General features: G+C 33.2%; 16 protein-coding genes. 10 read left to right on the top strand and 6 right to left on the bottom strand.

Translation table 11 applies throughout. The features are described 5' to 3' along the window. Positions 1–8: 8 nt before the first annotated feature. The 7 genes from RB618_RS10160 (at position 9) to RB618_RS10130 (ending at position 9671) form a co-directional block, all read left to right on the top strand. Complete coding sequence (locus RB618_RS10160; protein WP_308068645.1) at positions 9–1469, top strand: SusD/RagB family nutrient-binding outer membrane lipoprotein; 1461 nt, start codon at positions 9–11, stop codon at positions 1467–1469. 562 nt (positions 1470–2031) lie between these two features. Next, positions 2032–5226 (top strand): SusC/RagA family TonB-linked outer membrane protein, encoded by a 3195-nt coding sequence (locus RB618_RS10155; protein ID WP_308068643.1) that lies wholly within the window; start codon positions 2032–2034, stop codon positions 5224–5226. A gap of 16 nt (positions 5227–5242) precedes the next feature. Beyond that, positions 5243–6712 (top strand): SusD/RagB family nutrient-binding outer membrane lipoprotein, encoded by a 1470-nt coding sequence (locus RB618_RS10150; protein ID WP_308068642.1) that lies wholly within the window; start codon positions 5243–5245, stop codon positions 6710–6712. A gap of 14 nt (positions 6713–6726) precedes the next feature. Then, positions 6727–7479: an immunoglobulin-like domain-containing protein gene (locus RB618_RS10145; protein WP_308068641.1), complete on the top strand. Its 753-nt coding sequence runs from the start codon at positions 6727–6729 to the stop codon at positions 7477–7479. Positions 7480–7489: 10 nt separating this feature from the next. Then, positions 7490–7996 (top strand): lipid-binding protein, encoded by a 507-nt coding sequence (locus tag RB618_RS10140; protein WP_308068640.1) that lies wholly within the window; start codon positions 7490–7492, stop codon positions 7994–7996. Between the two features lie 84 nt (positions 7997–8080). After that, complete coding sequence (gene rlmB / locus RB618_RS10135) at positions 8081–8815, top strand: 23S rRNA (guanosine(2251)-2'-O)-methyltransferase RlmB (RefSeq protein WP_308068639.1); 735 nt, start codon at positions 8081–8083, stop codon at positions 8813–8815. Between the two features lie 52 nt (positions 8816–8867). Further along, complete coding sequence (locus RB618_RS10130; protein WP_308068638.1) at positions 8868–9671, top strand: DUF2490 domain-containing protein; 804 nt, start codon at positions 8868–8870, stop codon at positions 9669–9671. Between the two features lies 1 nt (position 9672). Here the strand turns inward: RB618_RS10130 and RB618_RS10125 are convergent, their stop codons facing one another. Both RB618_RS10125 and RB618_RS10120 read right to left on the bottom strand, forming a co-directional pair. Further along, entirely contained in the window at positions 9673–10179 is a 507-nt protein-coding gene (locus RB618_RS10125; RefSeq protein WP_308068637.1) for a hypothetical protein, read from the bottom strand. Positions 10180–10236: 57 nt separating this feature from the next. Then, positions 10237–11004, bottom strand: coding sequence for a rhomboid family intramembrane serine protease (locus RB618_RS10120; protein WP_308068636.1), 768 nt, complete (start codon positions 11002–11004; stop codon positions 10237–10239). A gap of 174 nt (positions 11005–11178) precedes the next feature. Between RB618_RS10120 and RB618_RS10115 the strand changes: the two genes are divergently transcribed. Next, positions 11179–12456, top strand: a complete 1278-nt coding sequence (locus tag RB618_RS10115; RefSeq protein WP_308068635.1) for a replication-associated recombination protein A — start codon at positions 11179–11181, stop codon at positions 12454–12456. A 14-nt stretch (positions 12457–12470) separates the two neighbouring features. Here the strand turns inward: RB618_RS10115 and RB618_RS10110 are convergent, their stop codons facing one another. Genes RB618_RS10110 through radC form a run of 3 tightly spaced genes read right to left on the bottom strand, consistent with a single transcriptional unit; the run spans position 12471 to position 14611 of the window. Then, complete coding sequence (locus tag RB618_RS10110) at positions 12471–13232, bottom strand: hypothetical protein (RefSeq protein WP_308068634.1); 762 nt, start codon at positions 13230–13232, stop codon at positions 12471–12473. Then, the gene (locus RB618_RS10105) at positions 13232–13918 is read right to left on the bottom strand and encodes a YjjG family noncanonical pyrimidine nucleotidase (protein ID WP_308068633.1); all 687 of its coding nucleotides are present in this window, start codon (positions 13916–13918) and stop codon (positions 13232–13234) included. Before RB618_RS10105 ends, RB618_RS10110 begins: the two co-directional genes overlap by 1 nt. A 3-nt stretch (positions 13919–13921) precedes the next feature. Next, positions 13922–14611, bottom strand: a complete 690-nt coding sequence (gene radC / locus RB618_RS10100) for a DNA repair protein RadC (protein WP_308068632.1) — start codon at positions 14609–14611, stop codon at positions 13922–13924. 106 nt (positions 14612–14717) lie between these two features. Here radC and RB618_RS10095 point away from each other — a divergent pair, with 106 nt between their 5' ends. After that, entirely contained in the window at positions 14718–15350 is a 633-nt protein-coding gene (locus RB618_RS10095; protein ID WP_308068631.1) for a DUF1287 domain-containing protein, read from the top strand. Between the two features lie 91 nt (positions 15351–15441). Here the strand turns inward: RB618_RS10095 and murC are convergent, their stop codons facing one another. Next, positions 15442–16797: a Mur ligase family protein gene (gene murC / locus RB618_RS10090; RefSeq protein WP_308068630.1), complete on the bottom strand. Its 1356-nt coding sequence runs from the start codon at positions 16795–16797 to the stop codon at positions 15442–15444. 224 nt (positions 16798–17021) lie between these two features. Between murC and RB618_RS10085 the strand changes: the two genes are divergently transcribed. Continuing rightward, complete coding sequence (locus RB618_RS10085; RefSeq protein WP_308068629.1) at positions 17022–23372, top strand: alpha-2-macroglobulin family protein; 6351 nt, start codon at positions 17022–17024, stop codon at positions 23370–23372. Positions 23373–23578 lie beyond the last annotated feature (206 nt).

Raw genomic sequence — 23578 nt, 5'->3', positions numbered from 1 at the left:
AAGAAATCATGAAAAAGATATTTATAATCATACTAACCGCAGTAACATTCTCGTCCTGCTCTGATGATATAGAAAAATTAAATGTGAATGTAAAAGACCCATCAAATGTTCCAGGAGAAGCTCTGTTTACAAGTGCGCAAAAAAGTTTGGTAGACCAAATGACAAACACAAATGTCAATAATAATATATTCAGACTAATTAATCAATATTTTACAGAGACAGTTTACACAGACGAAAGCAATTACGACTTAGTTACAAGAACAATCCCAGAACAACACTGGCAATTCTTATATAAAGATGTATTAAAAGACTTAGATCAAAGCGCTATCAATATAACCAATACTCCGCTTGGCTTAACAGAAAACCCTTTAGACAAACAAAACAAACTTGCAATCATCGAAGTTTTAAATGTTTACACTTATGCGGTATTAGTTGAGACATTCGGCAACATTCCATATTCTCAAGCTATAGATCTTAACTACAAAACACCAAAATACGATGATGGCCTGACAATTTACAAAGATTTGATCAGCAGACTAAACAATGCAATTGCCAAACTAAACACTGGTGGCAAAAGTTTCGGGGACAATGACAGGATATATGGAGGTGATGTCGCAAAATGGATTAAGTTTGCAAACACTCTAAAATTAAGATTGGGTATAACGATTTCTGATATTCCTTCCGAAAGCGCATTGGCTCAAGCTACTGTATCAAGTGCCGCTCCATTTGTATTTACGTCAAATCTTGACAATGCAGACCTAAAATATCTTACGGCTACACCAAACACCAATCCATTATATGTAGATCTTGTTGCAAGTGGTCGTGACGATTTTGTCCCAACTAGCACCATAATAGATATAATGAATAATTTGAGTGACCCAAGACGTGCAAAATACTTTGACAACAATATGGATGATCCATCTACTCCGGAAATAGAATATATAGGCGGAGAGAATGGATCTGCAAATTCATTTTCACAAAACACACACATCACACCAACAATTCAAGCTCCGGACTTTCCAGGAACAATTTTAGACTACGCTGAAGCTGAATTTCTATTAGCAGAAGCTGCCGAAAGATCTTTATATGGAACTCCTGCAAATGCAGAGGCACACTATAACGCCGCAATAACCGCTTCTATTTTAGATTGGGGAGGAACTGAAGCTGATGCTACAACTTACTTAGCGAATCCTGATGTTGCCTATACAACTGCCACAGGAACTTGGAAACAGAAAATAGGAACTCAAAGCTGGATCGCTTTCTATAACAACTCATTTGAAGGATGGTCGTTCTACAGAAGATTAGACTTCCCGGTGTTAGTTGCACCGCCAGATGCCGTATCAGGTTTTCCAATGCGCTATACCTATCCAATTATTGAGCAGTCATTAAACAAAGCTAGCTACACAGAAGCAAGCGCCGCAATTGGTGGTGACGCTGTAGAAACAAAATTGTTTTGGGATAAATTCTAATCTATAAAATCATAATAAACGAAAAGTGGCTGCATGTCTTATGCGGCCACTTTTTACTTTCAACCCCTCTTAACTTTAATTTCACATTGGGTTAAAATTATCAGAATGAAATCAGAAAACATGAACAAAAAAAATCGAAATTCTTAAAAAGAAAATTAATATTTTCCATCCATATAAAACTCAAAAATTTTTATTGTATACTTAAAAAAACATACCGCCCTAAAATACTTTATACCTTTATTGATACTGAATATTAAAGCTTCACGGTTTTTTTTACAAAATTCATCAGTTTGCGTTGACGTTTTTTTAAGATAAAAGTTATAAAAAAAACATTTAAACACCCTTCATCCATAAATTTAACATTTAAAGGGTTGATAAAATTTTTAATTATTGTCAAATTTAACACTAAAAATTACGGTTTTGTAATTTTAAGCCGATTATAATCGATAAAATGACAAAATCTAACCTTAAAATCATTATTTAACTAAAAAAAAAGCTTTTTATATTAGGTAGATTAACAAATTATTAAGATTTTTGTCGGACTAATTCAAAATATTTAAAAATGAAACTAAAGTTCAATGGATTCTTAGTACTGTTATTAGTACTAGTCGCGCAACTTTCTTTTGCGCAAGAAAGAGCTGTTTCTGGTACAGTTTCTGATAATGCAGGAATGCCTTTACCGGGTGTTAGTGTATTAGTTAAAGGAACTAAAACAGGAACACAAACTGACTTTGACGGTAAATTCTCGATCAAAGTGTCACCAAGCCAAATTTTGGTATTTAGCTACATTGGGATGAAAACTCAAGAAGTAGCTGCAAGTTCTTCTACTGTAAATGTTAAAATGGCAGATGCAGGAGCACAAGAACTTGAAGGTGTTGTTGTAACAGCTTTTGGTATCAAAAGAGAGAAAAAATCTCTTGGATACGCAACAACAACTTTAAAATCAGACGCAATTACTCAAGTAGTTAATGCGAACCCTTTTGAAACTCTTTCTGGAAAAATCGCTGGGGTTGACATTACTGCTCCATCTCAACCAGGAGCTTCTACAAAAGTTGTTATTCGTGGATTGAACACAATTACGGGAAATAACGGCCCTCTTTATGTAATTGACGGAACACCAATCAACAATACACCAACAGGTACAGGAAATAATGGAGTAGCAACTTCTACAAGATCTTACGATGCTGGTAATGGTGTTAGTGACCTTGACCCTAACAATATTGAAAGCATGACCGTACTTAAAGGTGCTGCAGCTTCTGCTTTATATGGATCAAGAGCTGGAGGTGGTGTTATCATCATTACAACTAAAAAAGGAAAATCAAACAGTGGAATTAAAGTTGACATGCTAGCTTCTACAGAGTTAAGTGAAGTAGCTAGAGTTCCACATAACCAAACTCAATTTGGACAAGGCTGGAACGGGGTAAGCTACTCAGGATCTAACTCTTACAGCAACGAAAATGGTTCTTGGGGACCTGCATTCAATGGAGAAATAAGACCATGGGGATCTGTTTACAACAACAGCCAACAAATTAAACCTTATGTCGCTTTAAAAAACAATGTTAGAGACTTCTACAACACAGGTGTTATGTCTACACAATCTGTAAACTTAAGCGGTGGTGGAGATACATCTGATTTCTCTTTAGTATTTTCAAATGTAAACAGTGATGGTGTTGTACCAACTGATGCTGATGAATATAGAAAACAATCTGTTGGTTTCAATGGAGGTTTAAAAGGTAAAAGATTTACTTTAAGAACTTCGCTAAACTATATCTACAAAGATCAAAGTGTTGTAAACACTGGTCAGGGTGATGATGCAGGGCAAGGTTCTACATTACAACAAGATTTGCTACAAATCCCTACTGATATAAGTATTGTAGACTTGAAAGATTACAAAAATAATCCTTTCAACTCTCCATCTTATTACTTTACTCCTTACGCTACAAATCCATATTTCTCAATTAATGAGAATAGCACAAAAATTTATGGTGGTAACTTTTTTGGTAACGCTAACTTAAGCTACAAAATTACTGACAAATTAACTGCTACATGGCAAATTGGTGGTAATGTTAGAACTGAACGATTTAAAAGTTATGGAGCTATTGTTGACTATTTACCAGGAAGCCCACAAGCTGCTGCTGGAAGTTTAACAGTAGGTGGAGTTACTGAAGGAAGATCTGAGTTTTCTGAATTTGATACATTCTTCAACTTAAACTACAACACAAACTTAAGCGAAGATTGGACACTAAACCTTTTAGGTGGTGTTAACTTCAACAAAAGAGAGTCTGATCAATTATTCAATACAATTACCAACTTAGGTATCCCTGGATATTATGAACTTTCTAACTCTGCTGTTAGACCAACAATTACGCAATCTAATAGTGTAAGAAAAACTGGAGCGGTTTATGCTTCTGCAGAATTTGCTTTCAAAAACAGATATTTTGCTACTATTACAGGTAGAGAAGATATTACATCTACATTACCAATAGGAAACAATGCTTATTTTTACCCATCGTTATCTTTAGGTGCAATTGTAATCGATAATGGAGATACTTTCTTGAAATTAAGAGGTGCTGCTTCTAAAATTGCGAATGACACAGACCCTTATAGAACAGCAAACTCTTACATCCCTGGATCTGCTGCTGCTAACTTTGGTATTATTGCATCTCCAATTGGAGGAGTTAGTTTTTACGAATCTAACGGTAGACTTGGAAACCCAGAGTTAAAACCAGAAACTACAGTTGAATACGAGCTTGGTGCTGAAGGATCATTCTTAAAAAACAGAATCAGCTATGATGTTGCCGTATATCACAAAACAACTAAAGACGCGATTGTTAACTTACCTTTAGATCCTTCTACAGGTTATACACAAAAAACAATTAACGCTGCTACAATCGAGAATAAAGGTATAGAGCTTTCTCTTAGTGCAAGTCCAATCAAAAACCAAAACTTTACTTGGAATTTAACTTACACGTTTACTAAAAACTGGAACGAAGTAACTGAAATAAACGGTGGACTTCCATACGTTGATCTAGCACCAGCATATAACGTATTTTTTAGAGCTGTAAAAGGACAGCCTATTGGATCATACTACTCACTAGTACCAAAAACAAATGAAGCTGGTCAACCAATTGTAAGCAAAGCAAATGGTGTTAACTTAGCTAGCTCTGAAGCTCAAAATATTGGAAACTCTCAACGCGATTTCGTAATGGGATTACAAAACACTTTCAAATACAAAAACTTTAATTTAGGATTCTCTCTAGACTGGAAACAGGGAGGAGAAATGTATTCTTACACAAAAAGATTGGCGCATTTCGTAGGAAATGGTATTGAAACTACTTACAACGATAGAAACCCTTTCATTGTACCAAATTCTGTAAACGAAGTTGTTGCTGCTGACGGTTCTGTAACTTATGTAGAAAACACAACTCCAGTTTCTTTTGATAACGTAGCTAACTATTACAATACACAAACTAACCCTGGATACGAGAAAAATCACGTAATTGACAAAACTTTTGTACGTCTAAGAGAGGTAAATTTAAACTACGACTTCCCTTCTGCACTTAGCAAAAACATGGGATTAAACAAAATTACAGTTGGAGTTTATGCAAGAAACTTATTTATGTGGACTCCAGGAGACAATCCTTATGTTGATCCAGAGGTAAGTACTTACGGAACTGGTGTACTTTCAGATTTAGGAGAATTTGGAGCTAACCCATCACAAAGATCAGTAGGTGGAGTTTTAAAATTATCATTCTAAAAAAATATATCGTAAAATGAAAAAGATAGCAACAATAATAACAGCTCTTTTCTTACTAGTGTCGTGTGATGATACATTTGACATTAATAGAGATCCGGATTTATTACCTCCGGGGCAAGCAAATAGCACTATTTTTCCTGCAGGAATCGCAGGTTTAGCAGGTGCACAGGGATCATATTACGCTTTAATTGGCGGATTTTGGTCTCAATTCTGGACACAAAACAATACTTCTAATCAATACAAAGACGTTGACCAGTACAGTATTGGAACTAACGATTATCAAGCTGCATATGCTGCAATGTATGATGCGTTAAATGATATTAGAACTGTAAAACAACAAGCTCTTGCTGAAGGAAATACAAAATATTTTTTAATGGCTACTGTATTAGAAGTTGAAGCTTCACAAGTTTTAACAGATACATACGATGCCATTCCTTACACAGAGGCAAACAATACAAGCATCTTATATCCTAAATTCAATACAGGTAAAGAAACTTATGACTTAATGATTGCTGATTTAAAATTAGCATTATCAAAAGATCTAAATGCTTCTGTTGGTGACGATCCAGGTAGTGATGATTTCATCTTTGGTGGAAATATGGAAAAATGGACAAAATTTGGTAATACTTTATTGTTGAAATTATATACAAGATTAACAGAAGTAGACCCTTCATTAGCTCAAACAGGAATTACTACATTAATTAATTCAGGTGCTAAATTTTTAGATGTTGATGCTGCAATGACTCAATTTGAAGATGCTGCAGACAGAAGTAACCCATTATATGAAACTGACAGAAGACAGTTAAATACTACTGGAAACCTTAGAGCTAGTAAAACATTATATTCTTATTTGCAAACAAATGCAGATCCGCGTTTAAATAAATATTATGGAGTTGGAAACCCTAATAACCAAGGTGATTTCTTAAACAGTGCCACTAATCTATCTTTAGTATCTCTATGGGCAACTACTCCTTTCTATTTTATCAGTGCTGAAGAAAGCTATTTCTTGCAAGCTGAGGCTCTTGTTAGATATTATGGAGGAACCGGTGCTAAAGAAAAATATGATTTAGGTGTTACTGCTAATTTTAATAAGTACCAAACAAGCACTACTATTGGTTCAGTTACTGTTCCACCAGTTGGAAGCCCTGCTGCTTTGCTTGCTGCTGGAGGAAAATATGAATTCCCAACAACAGGAACAACTGCACAACAAATCGAAGCTATTATTACTCAAAAATGGATTGCTAGTTTCCCTGGAAACGGATACGAATCTTTCTTTGAACAAAACAGAACAGGATACCCTAAAGTATCTGCAGTGCCACAAACAAGTGAATCTTATGTACCTGGACAATTTGCAATTTCTGTAAACAGCCAAACAGAAAATTTATTCCCAAAAAGAGTTGTTTTACCTAATAGTGTAAAAACAAGAAATCCAAATGCACCTGCTCTTAAGGCGATCACAGACCCAGTTTGGTGGGATGTTAACTAATTAAAATTTACGAAATGAAAAATATATTCATAAAACTGATGACAGTAGTAGTTAGTGGTTTGCTACTTACTTCTTGCGATGCTGATTCAAGCGCAAACGTATCTAGGGTAACAAACTATCCTGTATTTGAAGTCAATGGCGAAAGCACGGTTTTTGTACCACTAGGCGGGACATACACCGACCCAGGAGTTGTAGCCACTGAAAATGGCGCTGTAATTCCAACAGATATAACATTTTCTGGAAATTACAGAGGAGCTAAAACCCTCGATACAAACACAATGGACGAGTACACACAAACATATAGCGCTACAAATGTTGATGGCTTTAAAGGAGCTGCAACTAGAAAAGTAATTGTGTACAAAACTGGGGATTTAGTGAATAGCATTGAAGGAGTTTATACTTGTACAATTGCTAGAAACGGAACAATTCCATCTAATGCATACAGAAATATTAAATATATCTATATCTGGAAAAATACAGATGGAAGTTATGAGATTTCTGATTCATTTGGAGGATGGTACGCTTATGGTAGAGCTCTTGGCATTGGATATATCACTCCTGGAGCAAAAATTATCGCTAATGATATTGCTACTAATGATTTTACATTTCCTGGAACCCAAGCAAACTCAGGTTTCGGAGGATCCTCTAAAATTACTGGTTTAACTGTTAATGCAAATACAAAAACTCTTGTTCTAACAGATCTTTGGGCGGCAGATGCAAGTACTAATTATACTTTTACTGCAACATTAACTCAAGTACAACTTTAAAATTATTACAATGAAAAAATTAAAATTAAATATAACGCGTGTACTTGTAGCAATACTTGTACTAACGTCATTTGTAGCTTGTGACGAGGTAGGAGATACTGATCCAGGAGGAACATCAACTGAATCAATGGCTGGAGACTGGTACGTTCAAACATTAGTTAACGGAGTGGTTGTGCATGACTATGCACTTATTTCTACTTACAATACAGCAGCAAATGATGGGAAAGAATTCTGGATTGACGATCACGGTAACGTTTGGGATTTTAAAGTTAAGTCCCCAGCAACAGTAAGCTCACTATCATTTGCAGGAAGCAATTTAGCAAGCAGTGTTGATGGCTATGATGTTACTGTAAATATCACAGACGGAAAAGTCACTAAGAATGATACTAAATCTAGTGGAGGTCACACTGTTGACGGTATTTCGTTTAAAGCTACATTCTCAGATGATGATAATCCAGGAACTGTTTATGAAATAAAAGGATATAAGAGAACTGGTTTCCCTGAAGACGAACACTAAAAAGCTATCTATAGCTGTTTATTTAAACCACCCCATTAATTTGGGGTGGTTTTTTTATATAAACATATTACCTATATTTGTCCAATGGAAAAAGAACATCAAATATTTGGCATTAGAGCCATCATAGAAGCAATTCAAGCAGGAAAAGAAGTAGACAAAGTTTTCATTCAGAAAGATATTTCGGGAGAGCTTATGAAAGACTTAATGAAAGTAATGAAGCGTGCAAACGTTAATTTCTCTTATGTTCCTGTAGAAAAACTAAACCGCCTTACTCCAAATAATCATCAGGGTGCAGTAGCAACGATCTCTCCTATTGGTTTTATTGATTTAGAACATTTAGTTGAATCTACTATTGAATCAGGCAAGAAACCTCTTTTCCTTATATTAGATCAAGTATCAGACGCTAGAAATTTTGGCGCTATAATTAGAACTGCAGAATGTACTGGTGTGAATGGAATCATTATACAAAAAGCAGGTTCTGCACCAGTAAACGGAGACACAGTTAAGACTTCTGCGGGAGCTGTATTCAATGTGCCTATTTGCAAAGTTGAACACATAAAAGACGCTATCTTCTACTTACAAGGCTCTGGAGTTAAAACAGTAGCAGCAACCGAAAAAACAGATCAGAACATATACGACATATCACTATCTGAACCAGTGGCAATTATTATGGGATCTGAAGATCGAGGAATAAATCCTTCTGTTTTAAAAATAGTAGATGAAAAAGCCAAATTGCCAATGTTTGGCTCAATTGGTTCTTTAAACGTATCTGTAGCCTGTGGCGCTTTTCTATACGAAGCTGTCCGCCAAAGAACATAAAAACCCATTAAAAGATTAAGATGCGAATGAAATAATTAAATACCTTTAATTAATGCTTTCAAAATCTAATTCAAAATCAAAAATTATAATATTCCGATGCCTGTTTGTAATTTTACTAATTACAAACAGCTACGGACAAAATACTACATACAATCAGTTTTGGAACGAAATTCAGTTTAACCAAACTTTAAGTAAAAAATGGGCAACTGAAATAGATTTTGCTGCAGCTTACAGCAGTACTGAATCATCCCCAAACTTATTCGAAAACACTATTCAGAGATCTATTAGAGGCTGGGGCCATTATTACTTTTCTCCCAGATGGAAATTCTCGGCTTTTGTTGCCTATTTCAACAACAGAGATGTCCCCGAAATTGGTCAGTTTGAATCTCCCGAATGGCGTTTTGCTCTTCAGGGCATTTATTACTTTCATAAAACTGGGTATACTTTAAGTACTAGAATGCGTACTGAATATCGTCATATTCGAAATGAAGACGATGATTATGAGAATGTTTTTAGATACCGTCAGCAAATTAAATACATACAACCAATCAATAGTAAAATATTAAGGGGCGGTGTCGTATATGCAATTGCATCAGACGAAGTTTATTTTAAATCTGGAGCAAATGTTACAGGTGAAAGTTTTTTTGACAGGAATCGTTTCAATATTGGAGCTGGTTATTTATTCTCAGATGATTTTCAGGTCGAACTAACTTATTGTAACGAATATCTTCCGCGAAGCGGTGGAAATCAAACAACCAATGCTGCCTCGCTTACTGTAACTTTCAACAATCTTCTTCGAAACCTTCAAAAGAAAATAAAAGCCAAAAAGCATTCTGAAATAAAAGACGAAGAATAAGTTAGTTTTCTTCTTTCTTTATAAAACATTTAAGCTGTTCGATAATAGCATTTTTATGAAGTTTAAAATTATAACTTCTAACGAATTCAGTCCCTTGCATATTGATTTCTGCGCTAACAGCTTCGTAATTAGAAAAAGCATCGAGATCCTTATTATCAATCAAATAAAGAACTTGCATTATAGAATCGTTACGTCGATATTGTGTATCGTAATGTGCTAGTTTATAGGTTTTATTATCTGCAAGATGAATTATTAAATCATCTTTAATCTTTTTTCCAACTTTCTTTTCAGGAAATGGCGTAGGTTGTAATGCAACAAAATAATGCTCTTTGTCTGTAACAATATTAATTTTTAACGATTTTGATTTCGTAGCATAAAACACAGCAGGTTCAAAAAAATAAACCATACTTCCATCTGCTTGCACCCTATTTTTGATTTCGCATTGAGCAATAGCTTTTACATTAAAAACAAAACACAAGAACAAAACTAAAAACTTCATTTTCTTCATAATGCACAAAAATTAACTTGTTACCTAACAAATTTAATCTTTTTATCTTAACGAAAATTATGGAGTGGCATCTTCTTCAGGAGCTTCTTTTTTGGTCATAATATAATTTACTGGATGACTAGACAAAAAATATCCCAAATTATCTTCTACCTCTTCACTAGGAAAAACAACAAAGTTTCCATTTTCATCAAAATGCTTCATAAACGGATCACTGCTTGGATCAAAATCTGGACGCTGCCAATCGTAAACAATTGGCTTGGCATATTCGGGCGCTTTGTAAAACAATGAAAGCACAAAACCTGTAATAAGTCCGGCTAAATGCCCTTCCCAAGAAATAGATTGGTCAACATCTGGAAAAACATACCATATCATTCCGCCATAGAGCAAAATCACCGTTAAAGATAAAGCTACCAATCTATAGTATTTAGTTTGAATACCTTTAAAGAAAACAAAACTAACCAGAACATAAATTAATCCACTGGCTCCAATATGGAAATTCTCTCTTCCTATTACCCAAGTAATCAATCCTGAAAATAGAATCCCGTACCCAATAACTCCTAAAGTCTGTTTTGGATAAAAAAACTGCATCGCTGCCAGTAATATTAAAAGCGGAATACTATTATTATATAAATGATCTAAATTTTCATGAATAAAAGGACTGAACAAAACACCACGAAGTCCTAAAAAATCTCGAGGATAAATTCCGTATCGGTAAAAATCAAAATCGAACCGTATTTGAAGCCAATATACAACCCATAAAAAAAGGACAAAAAATAATGGAAGTCCAATAACCGAATTTGAAAACTTAAAATTAGTGTCGCTCATATTTTTATAAAATAACATCTAATAGAACTCAAAAAACTATCCAAAAATAATTTACTGATATTTTGTCATATCGAGATAAAAAAATGTCCCAAATCGGAACAATCCTTCTCTCTATGAACTGTTTTAACTTTTGAATAAATGAAATTTAAATCTTAAAATAGTAATTTTGTATCTATGGAAGCACCTTTAGCAGAGCGTATTCGTCCGCAAAAATTAGAAGATTACATAAGCCAACAGCATTTGGTTGGCCCAACTGGTTCTTTAACACAGCAAATATCAAAAGGAATAATTCCTTCTTTGATTTTTTGGGGACCTCCCGGAACAGGAAAAACAACCTTGGCTCAAATTATTTCTCAAGAGTCAAAAAGACCTTTTTATATCCTAAGCGCCATAAATTCTGGCGTTAAAGACATACGAGATGTTATTGAAAAGGCAAAACAAAGTGGCGGACTTTTCACTGCTAAAAATCCTATTCTATTTATTGATGAGATTCATAGATTTAGCAAGTCACAACAAGATTCACTTTTAGCTGCCGTAGAAAAGGGTTGGATCACCTTAGTCGGTGCAACAACCGAAAACCCAAGTTTTGAGGTGATTCCTGCATTATTGTCACGTTGCCAAGTATATATATTAAATGCTTTTACAAAAGCCGATTTAGAAGCTCTTTTAGAGCGTGCAATGAAAACTGACACTTACTTACTGACAAAAAAAATAAATTTAAAAGAAACAGAAGCTTTACTGCGTATTTCTGGCGGTGACGGAAGAAAACTTTTAAATGTATTTGAGCTTGTCGTTAATGCTTCGGCTGGTGATCAAATTACTATTACCAACAATCGCGTTTTAGAACTTGTGCAGCAAAATACGGTTCTTTATGACAAAACTGGCGAACAGCATTACGATATAGTTTCTGCCTTTATTAAATCTATTCGTGGCAGTGACCCCAACGGAGCTGTTTACTGGCTGGCAAGAATGATTGAAGGCGGTGAAGATGTAAAATTTATTGCCAGAAGAATGCTTATTTTGGCTAGCGAAGATATTGGCAATGCTAACCCAACTGCACTTATAATGGCCAATAATACTTTTCAGGCTGTAACTACAATTGGATACCCAGAAAGCCGTATTATATTAAGCCAATGTGCAATTTATTTGGCTACTTCGCCAAAAAGCAATGCTTCGTATATGGCAATAGGTTCTGCTCAACAATTGGTAAAACAAACTGGTGATTTGCCAGTTCCTATTCATTTGCGAAATGCACCAACTAAACTAATGAAAGAATTAGGATATGGAGATGAATATAAATACTCGCACGATTATGCCAATAATTTTGCAGAACAGGAATTTCTGCCCGATGCCATAAAAGAAACGGTTCTTTACAATCCTGGAAACAATTCTAGAGAGAACAGTACCCGCGAATTTTTAAAGAACCGTTGGAAAGATAAATACGGCTATTAAGTCGTACTTTGTATTTAGAATTTTACTACAATTTTTTCTGAAACTAATTTGTCGTTTTGATAAGACTCAAAATACCATTGTCCATCTTGTTTTAAGATCAAAGAACCTTGAACATTATCTTTTGTAGCGATATAAACATTTGGTTGTGAAGTTTTGAAAAGTTTCATAACTACTTTTGGCGTTTTATCGATCAATTGGTAACCAGATTCAGTTGGTTGAGCATATAACAAATTTGGATCTTTCAAATCTGGTGTAGATGCAGCAACAATTTGTGTCGCTGCAACAGTAGTAACTGCTGTAGCTGCAACAGTTTTTGCTGGAACAGGTGTTTTTGAAGTCGCGACTGGATTACCGCTGTATTTATAATGTAAAGTAATGACTGACTTAAAAGCATTATCCAATGCTTCTTTGTAAGCTAAATCATAATCCTTCTCCTTACTTCTTCCTACTTCTGAAGTATAAACAACTTGACCAAAACAATCCTTAAATTGTACGATAAGCTTAGTTACTAAAAATGCACTATCTTTTATTACATCAATATATAAAACCTGGCAACGATCTGTGTAACCATCTGGAAGTTGCTCATTTGCATAAAAAGCTTCGAAACCAGATTTAGTTAAATTTTGTTTACTTAAAGTTGCCAAACGATATTGGTTATCAGTCTTCATAAACTCATATTTCAACGGAATAATTACAGCTTTGTAATCATTAATAGACTGCGCGAATCCAACAACTGAACATAAAATTGCAGCAAGTAAAATTTTAATTCTCATCATTATAAATATTTTTTTAGTTCTAATAAATGGTTAATTTGTTTATAGTTTTCTGAAACGTCAACTTTTTTCTCATTAAAGAAAATAGCATCTAAACCTGCATTTAAAGCCCCATTAACATCAGCTTCAAAATCGTCTCCAATCATTATGCTGTTTTCTTTTGAAGTATTTGCCAGTTTTAATGCATAATCAAATATAATACTATTTGGCTTTTTAACTCCAGCTAATTCGGAATTTGTAATTGTGCTAAAATAATCTCCAAGCGAAGCATTATTAATTTTCTTTTCCTGAACATGGGCAAATCCGTTTGTAATGATATGAAGTTTATACTTTGGCTTTAAATATTCCAAAACTTCAATTGCTCCATCAAAAAGATAATTATTATCAGTAAGAAATTCAATATAATCATTAGCAATTTCCAAGATATTCTCTTCTGAAATTACATAATTCAAAGCTTCAAACGAATACTTCAAACGATTATAACGCAGTTCTTGATGTGTAATCTTGTCATTCTGATACAATCTCCAGCATTCTTGATTGATCGGAATATATTCTTTAATAAAATCTTGAGTAACGATTTCTTGATATTTAGTTTTGAAAATTCGATCAAAAGCCATTTCTGAGTTTTTATCAAAATCCCAAAGCGTGTGATCTAAATCAAAAAAGATGTCTGTAATATTGGTATTCATGTATTAAAAAATTCCTTCATCTACAAAACTATAATATTTTGATTCAGTTATAATAATATGGTCTAAAACTTTAACATCTAACTTGTTTCCTGCTTCGCGAATTTTTCTAGTAATTTGTTTATCGGCATCACTAGGCATCAAACTTCCAGAAGGATGATTATGACACAGAATCAGGGCGGTAGCATATTTCTCAAACGCCAATTTAAAAATCAATCTGACATCTACAGTTGTACCGCCAATTCCTCCTTTGCTTAATTGAACCTTAGAAATCACATTATTGGAATTATTAAGAAAAAGCACCCAAAATTCTTCATGAGACAAATCACCAATTATGGGCTGCATTAAATCGAAAACTTTTTTACTTGAGGTTATTTTAGTTATTTCAACTGCTTTTTCTGATCTCCGACGTGCACATAACTCTAAAGAAGCAACAATTGTAACAGCTTTCGCCTCTCCTATTCCTTTAAATTTCATTAATTGAGCAATAGATAATTTTGCCAATGAATTTAATCCGCCAACACTAGCTAAAATACGCTGGCTTAATGCAACCGCAGATTCATTACGACTTCCTGAGCCAATTAAGATTGCTAATAATTCAGCATCACTCAAAGCCTCTTTTCCTTTGAGCATTAATTTTTCGCGAGGTTTGTCATCATCAGACCAATTTTTTATAGCAAAATGTCCCACTTCCATAATTATAATTTTAAGAAGCGAAGATATTTAAAAAAGAAGAAAAATCTCTCAATTAATATCAGGCGTTTTTAAATTTTAGTATCTTTAAAAACTAAATTATCTGAAAATGAAACCATTAATCTCCTGCATTATTTTATTGTTTTTTCTATCATGCCACCAAAAAGAAAACAAAAGTGTAGCTGTTTCAAATTATAACGAACCCAAAACTTTTGGCGAAAAATTATCTCAAGCCGCAATTTCAATAATTGATCCGTCGATTGATTATGATCCCGCCTATTTCAAAATTGATTACCCAAATGGAGATGTTCCAAAAGACAAGGGAGTTTGTACAGATGTTATAATTCGTTCGTATCGAATTTTAAACATCGATTTGCAAAAAGAAGTCCATGAAGATATGATCGAAAATTTTTCTCTTTATCCAAATCTAAAAAAATGGGGAATGACAAAAACCGATACTAATATTGACCATAGAAGAGTTCCGAACCTTGAAGTATTCTTTGAAAGAAAAGGAACCAAATTACCTGTAACTCAAAATACAAAAGATTACAAAACTGGAGAATTAGTAACTTGGATGATTAACGATAAACTTCCGCATATTGGAATTGTAACCAATAAAAAATCTGCTGACGGAAAACGTAATTTAATTGTTCATAATGTCGGCGGCGGACAAGTTTTAGAAGATTGTCTATTTGATTACAAAATAGTGGGACATTTTAAATACGAAGGAACTTTGAATTAAATAATTAGAAAATTTTTCAATTAGATAATTATAAAAAAATGTGCCAACTGAAAAACAATTGGCACATTCTCTAATTTTCTAATTGACGAATTTAGGCAATCAAACCTTTAACCTCATCGAAATTTAAACCCCCATAATTTCCTGAACTCATTAATAAAAGCGCAGAATTATCTAAATTTAAATTGAATAAATACTCTTTAAACTCAGCTGGATTGGTATAAATAATTAAATCTTTTCTATTGAACGCAGTCGCTATTTGCTCATAAGTAACCTCTTCCAATTGCTTAATTTTAACAGCATCTGGAGAATAGAAAACAACAGCAACATCAGCATATTCTAAAGCGCCTTCATATTCCTTTAAAAACTCAGCGTTTAAACTGCTATAAGTGTGTAACTCTAGGCAAGCAACTAAAGTTCTATTTGAATATTGCTCTTTTACTGCCTTTGTTGTTGCAGCCACTTTACTTGGCGAATGTGCAAAATCTTTATAAGCAACTTTTCCTTTTCCTTCCGCAATTTTTTCTAAACGTTTAGAAGCGCCTTTAAAACTCGCAATTGCTTCGTAGAAATCTGCTTCGTCAACACCCATATTTTGGCAAATCCATTTTGCTCCTGCCAAATTATTTAAGTTATGAGCTCCAAAAACTTCAATCGGCATATCGCCTTCTGGAGTTTTTAGTAAAGTTACTCCATCACTCACAGAATATTCTGGAGTTGAATAAGCGATTTTTCTAATCGGATTTGTCGCCGCTTCAGCAACACGTTTTACTTCAGAGTCATTTTCGTTATAAACTAAAATTCCGCCGTTTGTAATTTTTTCGATGAAAATCTCAAACTGCTCCACATAGTTTTCATAAGTTGGGAAAACATTAATATGATCCCAAGCAATTCCAGAAATCAAAGCAATATTTGGTTGATACAAATGAAATTTTGGACGTCTGTCAATTGGCGAAGATAAATACTCATCGCCTTCCAAAACCACAAAATCATTTTCTTCTGTTAGATGCACCATGGTATCAAAACCTTCCAATTGCGCGCCCACCATATAATCGACTGCAATATTATGATAATGCATTACATGCAAAATCATAGAAGTAATTGTAGTTTTTCCATGAGAACCACCAATTACAACACGCGTTTTATTTTTAGATTGCTCGTATAAAAATTCAGGATATGAATAAATTTTTAAACCTAATTCCTGCGCTTTTAATAATTCAGGATTATCTGCTTTTGCATGCATTCCTAAAATAATCGCATCAATATCTGAAGTGATTTTTTCTGGAAACCAACCCAATTCTGCAGGAAGAATTCCTTTTTTCTCTAATCTTGATTTTGAAGGTTCAAAAATAGCATCGTCACTTCCTGTAACTTGATATCCTTTATTATGTAATGCTAATGCCAGATTGTGCATAGCGCTTCCGCCAATTGCGATGAAATGTGTCTTCATTGAATACGTTGAATCGTTTAGATGTTGAATCGTTTATTCTATTAAACGAATACACAATTCAACGATTAAACCAGTTAATTATTTTTCAAAAATAAGGAAATATAGAATGCTCTATTTGGTTTTAAAAATAAATTATTAATTTGTACGAAAACTATTTTTAAAAATAATTTGAAATCTTCCCAACCAAACGGCAAATTAATTCATCTAAAGATTAAAACTTTCTTATGAAAAATATACTTTTTGTATTCTTATTAATCTCTTCAGTAATTTTTGGACAACAGAATGATAAAAAATGGTCTAAAGCCATATCATTAGAAAACGAAGGCAAAATAAAATCGGCAAATGAAGTTGTAGCCAAAATCTACAAAAGATCTGTATCCAAAAAAGATGAAGTACAGATGATAAAATGCTTCTTTTATCAGTCAAAATATTTGCAAGTTCTAGATGAAAATTCTAAAACTAAAATTGTAGAGAATCTCAAAAGAGATATTAATCGCGTTTCTATACCTTCTAAAGCGATTTTAAATTTAATTTACGCCAAATACCTAAAAGATTATTCTGATTATGATTACACTATTGTAGTAGATTCAGCCGTAGTAGAAGTTGACGAAGCAGCAGCTGTTGTAGATTCTGCCGCTGTTGTAGATTATGGCGACACCGCGATTGATTCTGTAGAAGTTCCGCATTCAGATTATGTTCCTCAAATTCCTATACCAGAAGAAGATGTTGTCCGCGCTTTTGAAAAAACATTAGAAAATGAAGCCGTATTAAAAGCGACTCCATTAAGTAAATATGAAGCTATTTTTGAATTTTCATCTTTAGAAAAATTTAAAGAAGAAACTTTATGGGATTTTTTACTGAAAGAAAACATCGAATTTTATACAGAAAAAATAAACAGTTGGGATATTCGATCCAGTGATTTCTTAGTATATAAAGAACAATTATTAGGAAACTCTGACTTGTTTACAAAACTCAATCTTGATTTTGTGAAAGATGAAAACATCAAAAAAGTGTTGTCTTTGTACCAAAAAAAAGAAACTAGTAATCCTTCACTCAAAAATCAATTTGACCGTGCAAAATTTTGTTACACATACCTAACAAAAGACCCTTTTGATTACTATGCATTTTTAGATAAACTCGAAAAACAAGTTCAGGATAAAGATCTTATTCAAGATATTAAATTAGACAAAGCCACTTTTTTAACCGATAATGCTTCAAAAGAAACAAAGCCAAATAATAATATCGAAGCGCTTGTCATTCTTGATGAAATCATAAAGATTAATGACAAATCGAATACTGCAAAACTTGCTTCAATACAAAAAAAACAGATTCTTACTAAAGAGTTGTCGATTGAACTTCTGCAAAACAGTTACGAAAACGAAAATACTAGGGCTTTAATTCGTTTCAAAAACGTAAATAATACCATCGTATCTTTTTACAAAATTGCGCAATCTAAAACAGTTGATTTTTATGATTTATCTGAACTCAAAAAAGACAGTTTAGTAAATTCAATTCTTAAAAAACAAACTAAAGTTAGTTCTGAAACTTACAATCTTCCGAACAAAAATGATTATTACGAATCTTCTACAGAAATAATATTGCCAAAACTAGCAATAGGACATTATTTGGTTTATGTAGAAAGCGATTCTGAAATAAAAAACAAAAAAGCAGAAGGTTATCAAATTATCACGGTTTCAAATTTGTCTACTCTTGTTTCAAAAAATGACCAAACCGAAACCTATCAGGTTTTGCATCGAAAAACAGGAAAACCTCTCGAAAATGTTACTATTGAATTTGCGACTAAAATTGTAAAAACTGATGCAAGCGGAAAAGCATCTTTTGAAGTTTCTAATAATGATTCATACTATGGAATCGTTAAACTTTCAAAAGATAATGACACGATTGTATTTCACAAAAATTATATTCGAAATACAGAAACATATAAGCTTTCTAGCGATGAAAAACCTAGCGGTAAAGTTCAGTTTTATTTAGACCGCGCTATTTACAGACCTGGCCAGACGGTTTATTATAAAGGAATTGCTATTCAAAAAAATAACAACAAAACTAGTATAAACGCAAATACATCATTCAAAATTCTAGTTACAGATATTAATTATCAGAACATAAAAGAATTTGACGTGAAAACGAATGAATACGGTTCGTTTTCTGGTGAATTTATATTGCCTAAAAATAGATTGACAGGTTCTTTTCATATTAAAGCACAAAGACCAGATAAAATCGCAGACAGCAATATTGATTACTGGAATAATGTACAATTAGAAAACGCTACCCAATACTTTATTGTGGAGGAATATAAACGTCCAAAATTTGAAGTTACTTTTGATACTAAAAAAGAAAGCTTTCAATTGAACCAGCCAATTAAGGTTAAAGGAAACGCAATAGCTTTTGCCGGAAGTAATATTTCTGACGCAATTGTAAAATATTCTGTAACGAGATACACCACTTTTTATAGAAATTATTATGGAGGAGATAATAATGAAACTTTAGCTGTTGGTGAAACAAAAACTGACGCATCTGGTAAATTTAGCATTGATTTTACTGCACTACCGTCAAAAAATAACCTTAAAGAACAATTACCTGTTTTTAATTATAAAATTGAAGCTACTGTTACAGATATAAACGGCGAAACGCATTCAGCAGAAACCATTATAAAAGTTGGTTATCACGATTTGATCTTAAATGCACAGATTCCGAATAAAATTGAAACTAAAAATAAAAACGAAATAATTTTAAACAGTACCAATTTAAACGGAGAATTTTTAGCTGCAAAAGGCGAAATTAAATTATATTTTGTAAGTCCGTTTTCTAATAAATTTAAAAACAGAGTTTTAGACGAACCCGAAGTTCAAACTATTTCAGCACAAGAACTTGAGAAACTATTTCCTTATGAAATTTTAAAAGAAGATACACTTTCAAAATCTAACAAAACTTTACTGTTTTCAAAAAACATAGATACTCAAAAAGACAAAAAATTAGTACTCGATTTTATTTCGAATTATAAATCTGGAAATTACAAAATTGTATTTTCTGCCAAAGATAGTTTTGATAATCCGATAGAAACTACTACGAATTTTAGTCTTAAACAAAGTAAAGACAAATTTGATCCAAGTAAATTATTTACTGCCGAGCAGCTGAATAAAGATCCGAAAAAAGATGGTTTTGTTCTTGTAAAACTATCATCAGTTATTCCAGAATTATACATTACAGCTAATGGAAATTATAATAACAAAGTTTATTTTGAAAATAATATTCATTTACAAAACCACGAATCAACGATTAAAATACCTGTAAAAAATGAATTCGAAAATCAAGTACGATTAACATTTGAAAGTGTTTTTGAAAATGATTCTTTTACAACTGATCTTTCTGTTGCTCTAAAAACACAACAGCCGAAATTAGAATGGAGCGTAGAAAGTTTTAGAAGCAAGTTACAACCTGGAACGACAGAAAACTGGTCATTTAAATTAAATAGTCTTTATACAAAAAATGAAGCAGAAGTGTTGGCGTCTATGTACGACAGCTCTTTAGATCAATTTGCAAAAGAAAACTGGAATCCGTTAAATGTTGTAAATCGTTACAATTTTAATAATGCAATCTATAAAACAAAATTAGGTTTTGAGATGACGTATCTTTCTGTTGAAAACTTAAACGAAAGATTGCCTTTTTCAAGAATTACTAATGAAGAAATAAGATTAAAATGGTTTGGCTTCAATTTTTACAATAGTAGATATGGCCAAGCGCTGGGTATCACAATTGCTGATATTAAAGATAAAAAAGTCGGAAGCGAAACCATAAAAGGAGATCCAGATGCCGTTTTAACTATTGATGAACCAGTTGGTGCGGGAGCGGTAAGTGAAAGAGTGGTCGATTCTGCAGCGGTAAATGTAAGCATGGTTAAATTTGTTAAGCCTGTTCTCGCGTACGCGCAGGAAACGACTAAAAATTCTGAATATTATTATCAAACCAACAAAATAAAGTTCATTCCTGGCAAAAAAATAATTAGTGGATTGACTTCTATTGCTATAGATTCATCTATATTATATATAATTGATGGAGATATTTCTTCACAGATTAATTTTGAAAAGATTAATCCTGAAGATCTATTATCTATTGATTATTTAGCTCCCAAGGAAGCAAGTTTAGCATATGGTTCTAGAGGAAAAGATGGAGCAATCATTGTGACAACCCAAAAAGCAATGCAAGCTCTAACTCAAGTAAAAGCCAGAAAAAATCTCTCAGAAACCGCTTTCTTTTTCCCGAATTTAAAACCAGATTCTAAAGGAAAAGTAAGTTTCAATTTTACTTCTCCCGAAGCGTTAACGGCTTGGAAACTTCGTTTGCTGGCGCACAATAAAGATGCTGTTTCTGGTTATCTAGAAAAAAGTGTTGTTACTCAGAAAGAATTAATGGTGATGCCAAATTTCCCGAGATTCTTTAGAGAAAAAGATACTATTGTTATTAGCGCTAAAATTTCGAATGTTACCGCTGAAGCGAAAACGGGAATCGCAAGTTTACAGTTTTTTGATGCCGAAACCATGAAGCCGATTGATACCAAAATGCTAAACGTAAAAAACATCAAAAACTTTACAATTCCAGCGTTCGGAAATACTACAGCAAATTGGACCATTACAATTCCTGAAGGTTTGCAAGGCGTTCAATATCGAATTGTGGCAAAAGCAGGTAATTTTTCGGATGGAGAAGAAAATATTATTCCAGTTTTGACAAATAATATGTTGGTTACGGAAAGTATTCCGATTTGGGTTCGAGAAAATTCTACTAAAGAATATACTTTCGAAAACTTAAAAAACAACAATTCAGCTACTTTAAAAAATCATCAATTTACCCTGGAATATACTTCTAATCCAACTTGGATTGCCGTTCAGTCTTTACCGTATTTAATGGAATACGAACACGAATGTGCCGAACAGACTTTTGCGCGTTATTATGCCAATGCTTTGGCAACAGAAATCATTTCGAGTAATCCGAAGATTGCTACTGTTTTTGAAGATTGGAGAAAAAACGGAAAATCTACTTCTAAACTAGAAGAAAATGAAGAATTAAAATCGCTCATTTTGGCAGAAACTCCGTGGCTAAATGATGCTCAAAATGAAAATGAAAAGAAAAAAAATCTAGCTCTTTTGTTTGATTTAGAAAAAATGAAAACTTCTCAAGAGGCAACTTTCGAAAAATTAAAACAAAAACAAAAATCATCTGGTGGATTTGGCTGGTTTGACGGCGGTTCTGAAAGTGAATATATTACCAGACATATATTGGCTGGTTTAGGTCATTTAGAAAAACTAACTAAAAACAATATTTCTAAAATTGATGAAATCACTAAAACTGGAATTCCATTTTTAGACAATAAGTTCTTAGAATATTATCAAACCCGAACAAAAAAATTAAAAGAAATTGATAAACTAATCTGGGTTAATCCTTATTCTGATTTACATTATTTATATACAAGAAGTTTTTATTTAGAGAAATATCCGCTTTCTGATACGTTGAAAAAAGCAACTAAATTATATCTGGAAACTGCCAAAAAAGAATGGCTGAATTATTCTATTTATGAAAAAGGATTGGCTGCTTTAACTTTAAATCGTTTTGGAGAAAAGGAAAGTGCCAAGAAAATCATCGAAAGTTTAAAAGAAACTTCATCAAACAATGAAGATTGGGGAATGTACTGGATTGCCAATAAAGCAGGTTGGTATTGGTATCAGGCGCCTATAGAAACTCAGGCGTTGTTGATTGAGGCTTTCACCGAAATAAACAATGACACAAAATCTGTTGACGCGATGAAAGTTTGGTTATTAAAAAACAAACAAACCAAAAATTGGCCAACAACAAAATCAACGACTGAAGCTATTTATGCTTTACTAATGCAAGGAACCGATTGGCTTTCGGTAAAAGACAATACCGTTATTAAATTGGGAGATGAAAAAATCTTAACCAAAAAATTAGTCGAAAACCAAAAAGAAGCCGAAACGGGTTATATCAAATTAAACTGGAAAGCTGAAGAAGTTAAAAAAGATATGGCCGTAATCAAAATTCAGAACAAATCTAAAGTTCCTGCTTTTGGTGGTGTTTATTGGCAGTATTTTGAGGATTTAGATAAAATTAAAAATAATACTGGCGCTGTTTTATCTGTTTCGAAAGAATTGTATTTGAAGAAAAACACTTTAAAAGGTGATCAATTACAGCGAATAACATCTAAAAACCCACTGAAAACTGGCGATTTAGTTACTGTTCGATTAATTATCACTGCCAAAGAAGATTCTGAATATATTCATTTGAAAGATATGCGTGCTTCGTGTTTTGAACCTGTCAATGTTCTTTCTGAATATCAATACAGAAATGGTTTGGGCTATTATATGAGTACAAAAGATGCCGCAACACATTTCTTCTTTGATCAAATCAATAAAGGAACGTATGTTTTAGAATATGATATTCGAGTAAATAACAGCGGAGAATTCTCAAACGGAATCACGACAATTCAAAGTATGTATGCGCCTGAATTTGCAAGTCATACAAAAGGAATTCGAGTGAAAGTGAATTAGAAATTCCAATTTTTAAATTGCTTCGCCAGTTCGCTAGCGCTCGTGTCCAAATTCCAACGAAAGTATACAATCTATATTTTTGTCAGTCTGAGCGAAGTCGAAGACCCACTCCAATTGGTAAGCCTTCGACTTCGCTCAGGATGACATACTGCACAAAAGTAAAAAACAATAAAAAACCCGACAGCTTAGAACTGTCGGGTTTAATT

The sequence above is a fragment of the Flavobacterium sp. LHD-85 genome (assembly GCF_030929595.1).
Lineage (GTDB): Bacteria > Bacteroidota > Bacteroidia > Flavobacteriales > Flavobacteriaceae > Flavobacterium.
Note: the sequence above shows the minus strand (reverse complement) of the source record. Positions and strands in the feature narration are given on the sequence as shown.

Excerpts from the sequence above, each read along its gene's own strand:
- RB618_RS10160 (WP_308068645.1), top strand. The coding sequence starts at position 9 with ATGAAAAAGATATTTATAATCATACTAACCGCAGTAACATTCTCGTCC.
- RB618_RS10155 (WP_308068643.1), top strand. The coding sequence starts at position 2,032 with ATGAAACTAAAGTTCAATGGATTCTTAGTACTGTTATTAGTACTAGTC.
- RB618_RS10150 (WP_308068642.1), top strand. The coding sequence starts at position 5,243 with ATGAAAAAGATAGCAACAATAATAACAGCTCTTTTCTTACTAGTGTCG.
- RB618_RS10145 (WP_308068641.1), top strand. The coding sequence starts at position 6,727 with ATGAAAAATATATTCATAAAACTGATGACAGTAGTAGTTAGTGGTTTG.
- RB618_RS10140 (WP_308068640.1), top strand. The coding sequence starts at position 7,490 with ATGAAAAAATTAAAATTAAATATAACGCGTGTACTTGTAGCAATACTT.
- rlmB (WP_308068639.1), top strand. The coding sequence starts at position 8,081 with ATGGAAAAAGAACATCAAATATTTGGCATTAGAGCCATCATAGAAGCA.
- RB618_RS10130 (WP_308068638.1), top strand. The coding sequence starts at position 8,868 with ATGCTTTCAAAATCTAATTCAAAATCAAAAATTATAATATTCCGATGC.
- RB618_RS10125 (WP_308068637.1), bottom strand. The coding sequence starts at position 10,179 with ATGAAGAAAATGAAGTTTTTAGTTTTGTTCTTGTGTTTTGTTTTTAAT.
- RB618_RS10120 (WP_308068636.1), bottom strand. The coding sequence starts at position 11,004 with ATGAGCGACACTAATTTTAAGTTTTCAAATTCGGTTATTGGACTTCCA.
- RB618_RS10115 (WP_308068635.1), top strand. The coding sequence starts at position 11,179 with ATGGAAGCACCTTTAGCAGAGCGTATTCGTCCGCAAAAATTAGAAGAT.
- RB618_RS10110 (WP_308068634.1), bottom strand. The coding sequence starts at position 13,232 with ATGATGAGAATTAAAATTTTACTTGCTGCAATTTTATGTTCAGTTGTT.
- RB618_RS10105 (WP_308068633.1), bottom strand. The coding sequence starts at position 13,918 with ATGAATACCAATATTACAGACATCTTTTTTGATTTAGATCACACGCTT.
- radC (WP_308068632.1), bottom strand. The coding sequence starts at position 14,611 with ATGGAAGTGGGACATTTTGCTATAAAAAATTGGTCTGATGATGACAAA.
- RB618_RS10095 (WP_308068631.1), top strand. The coding sequence starts at position 14,718 with ATGAAACCATTAATCTCCTGCATTATTTTATTGTTTTTTCTATCATGC.
- murC (WP_308068630.1), bottom strand. The coding sequence starts at position 16,797 with ATGAAGACACATTTCATCGCAATTGGCGGAAGCGCTATGCACAATCTG.
- RB618_RS10085 (WP_308068629.1), top strand. The coding sequence starts at position 17,022 with ATGAAAAATATACTTTTTGTATTCTTATTAATCTCTTCAGTAATTTTT.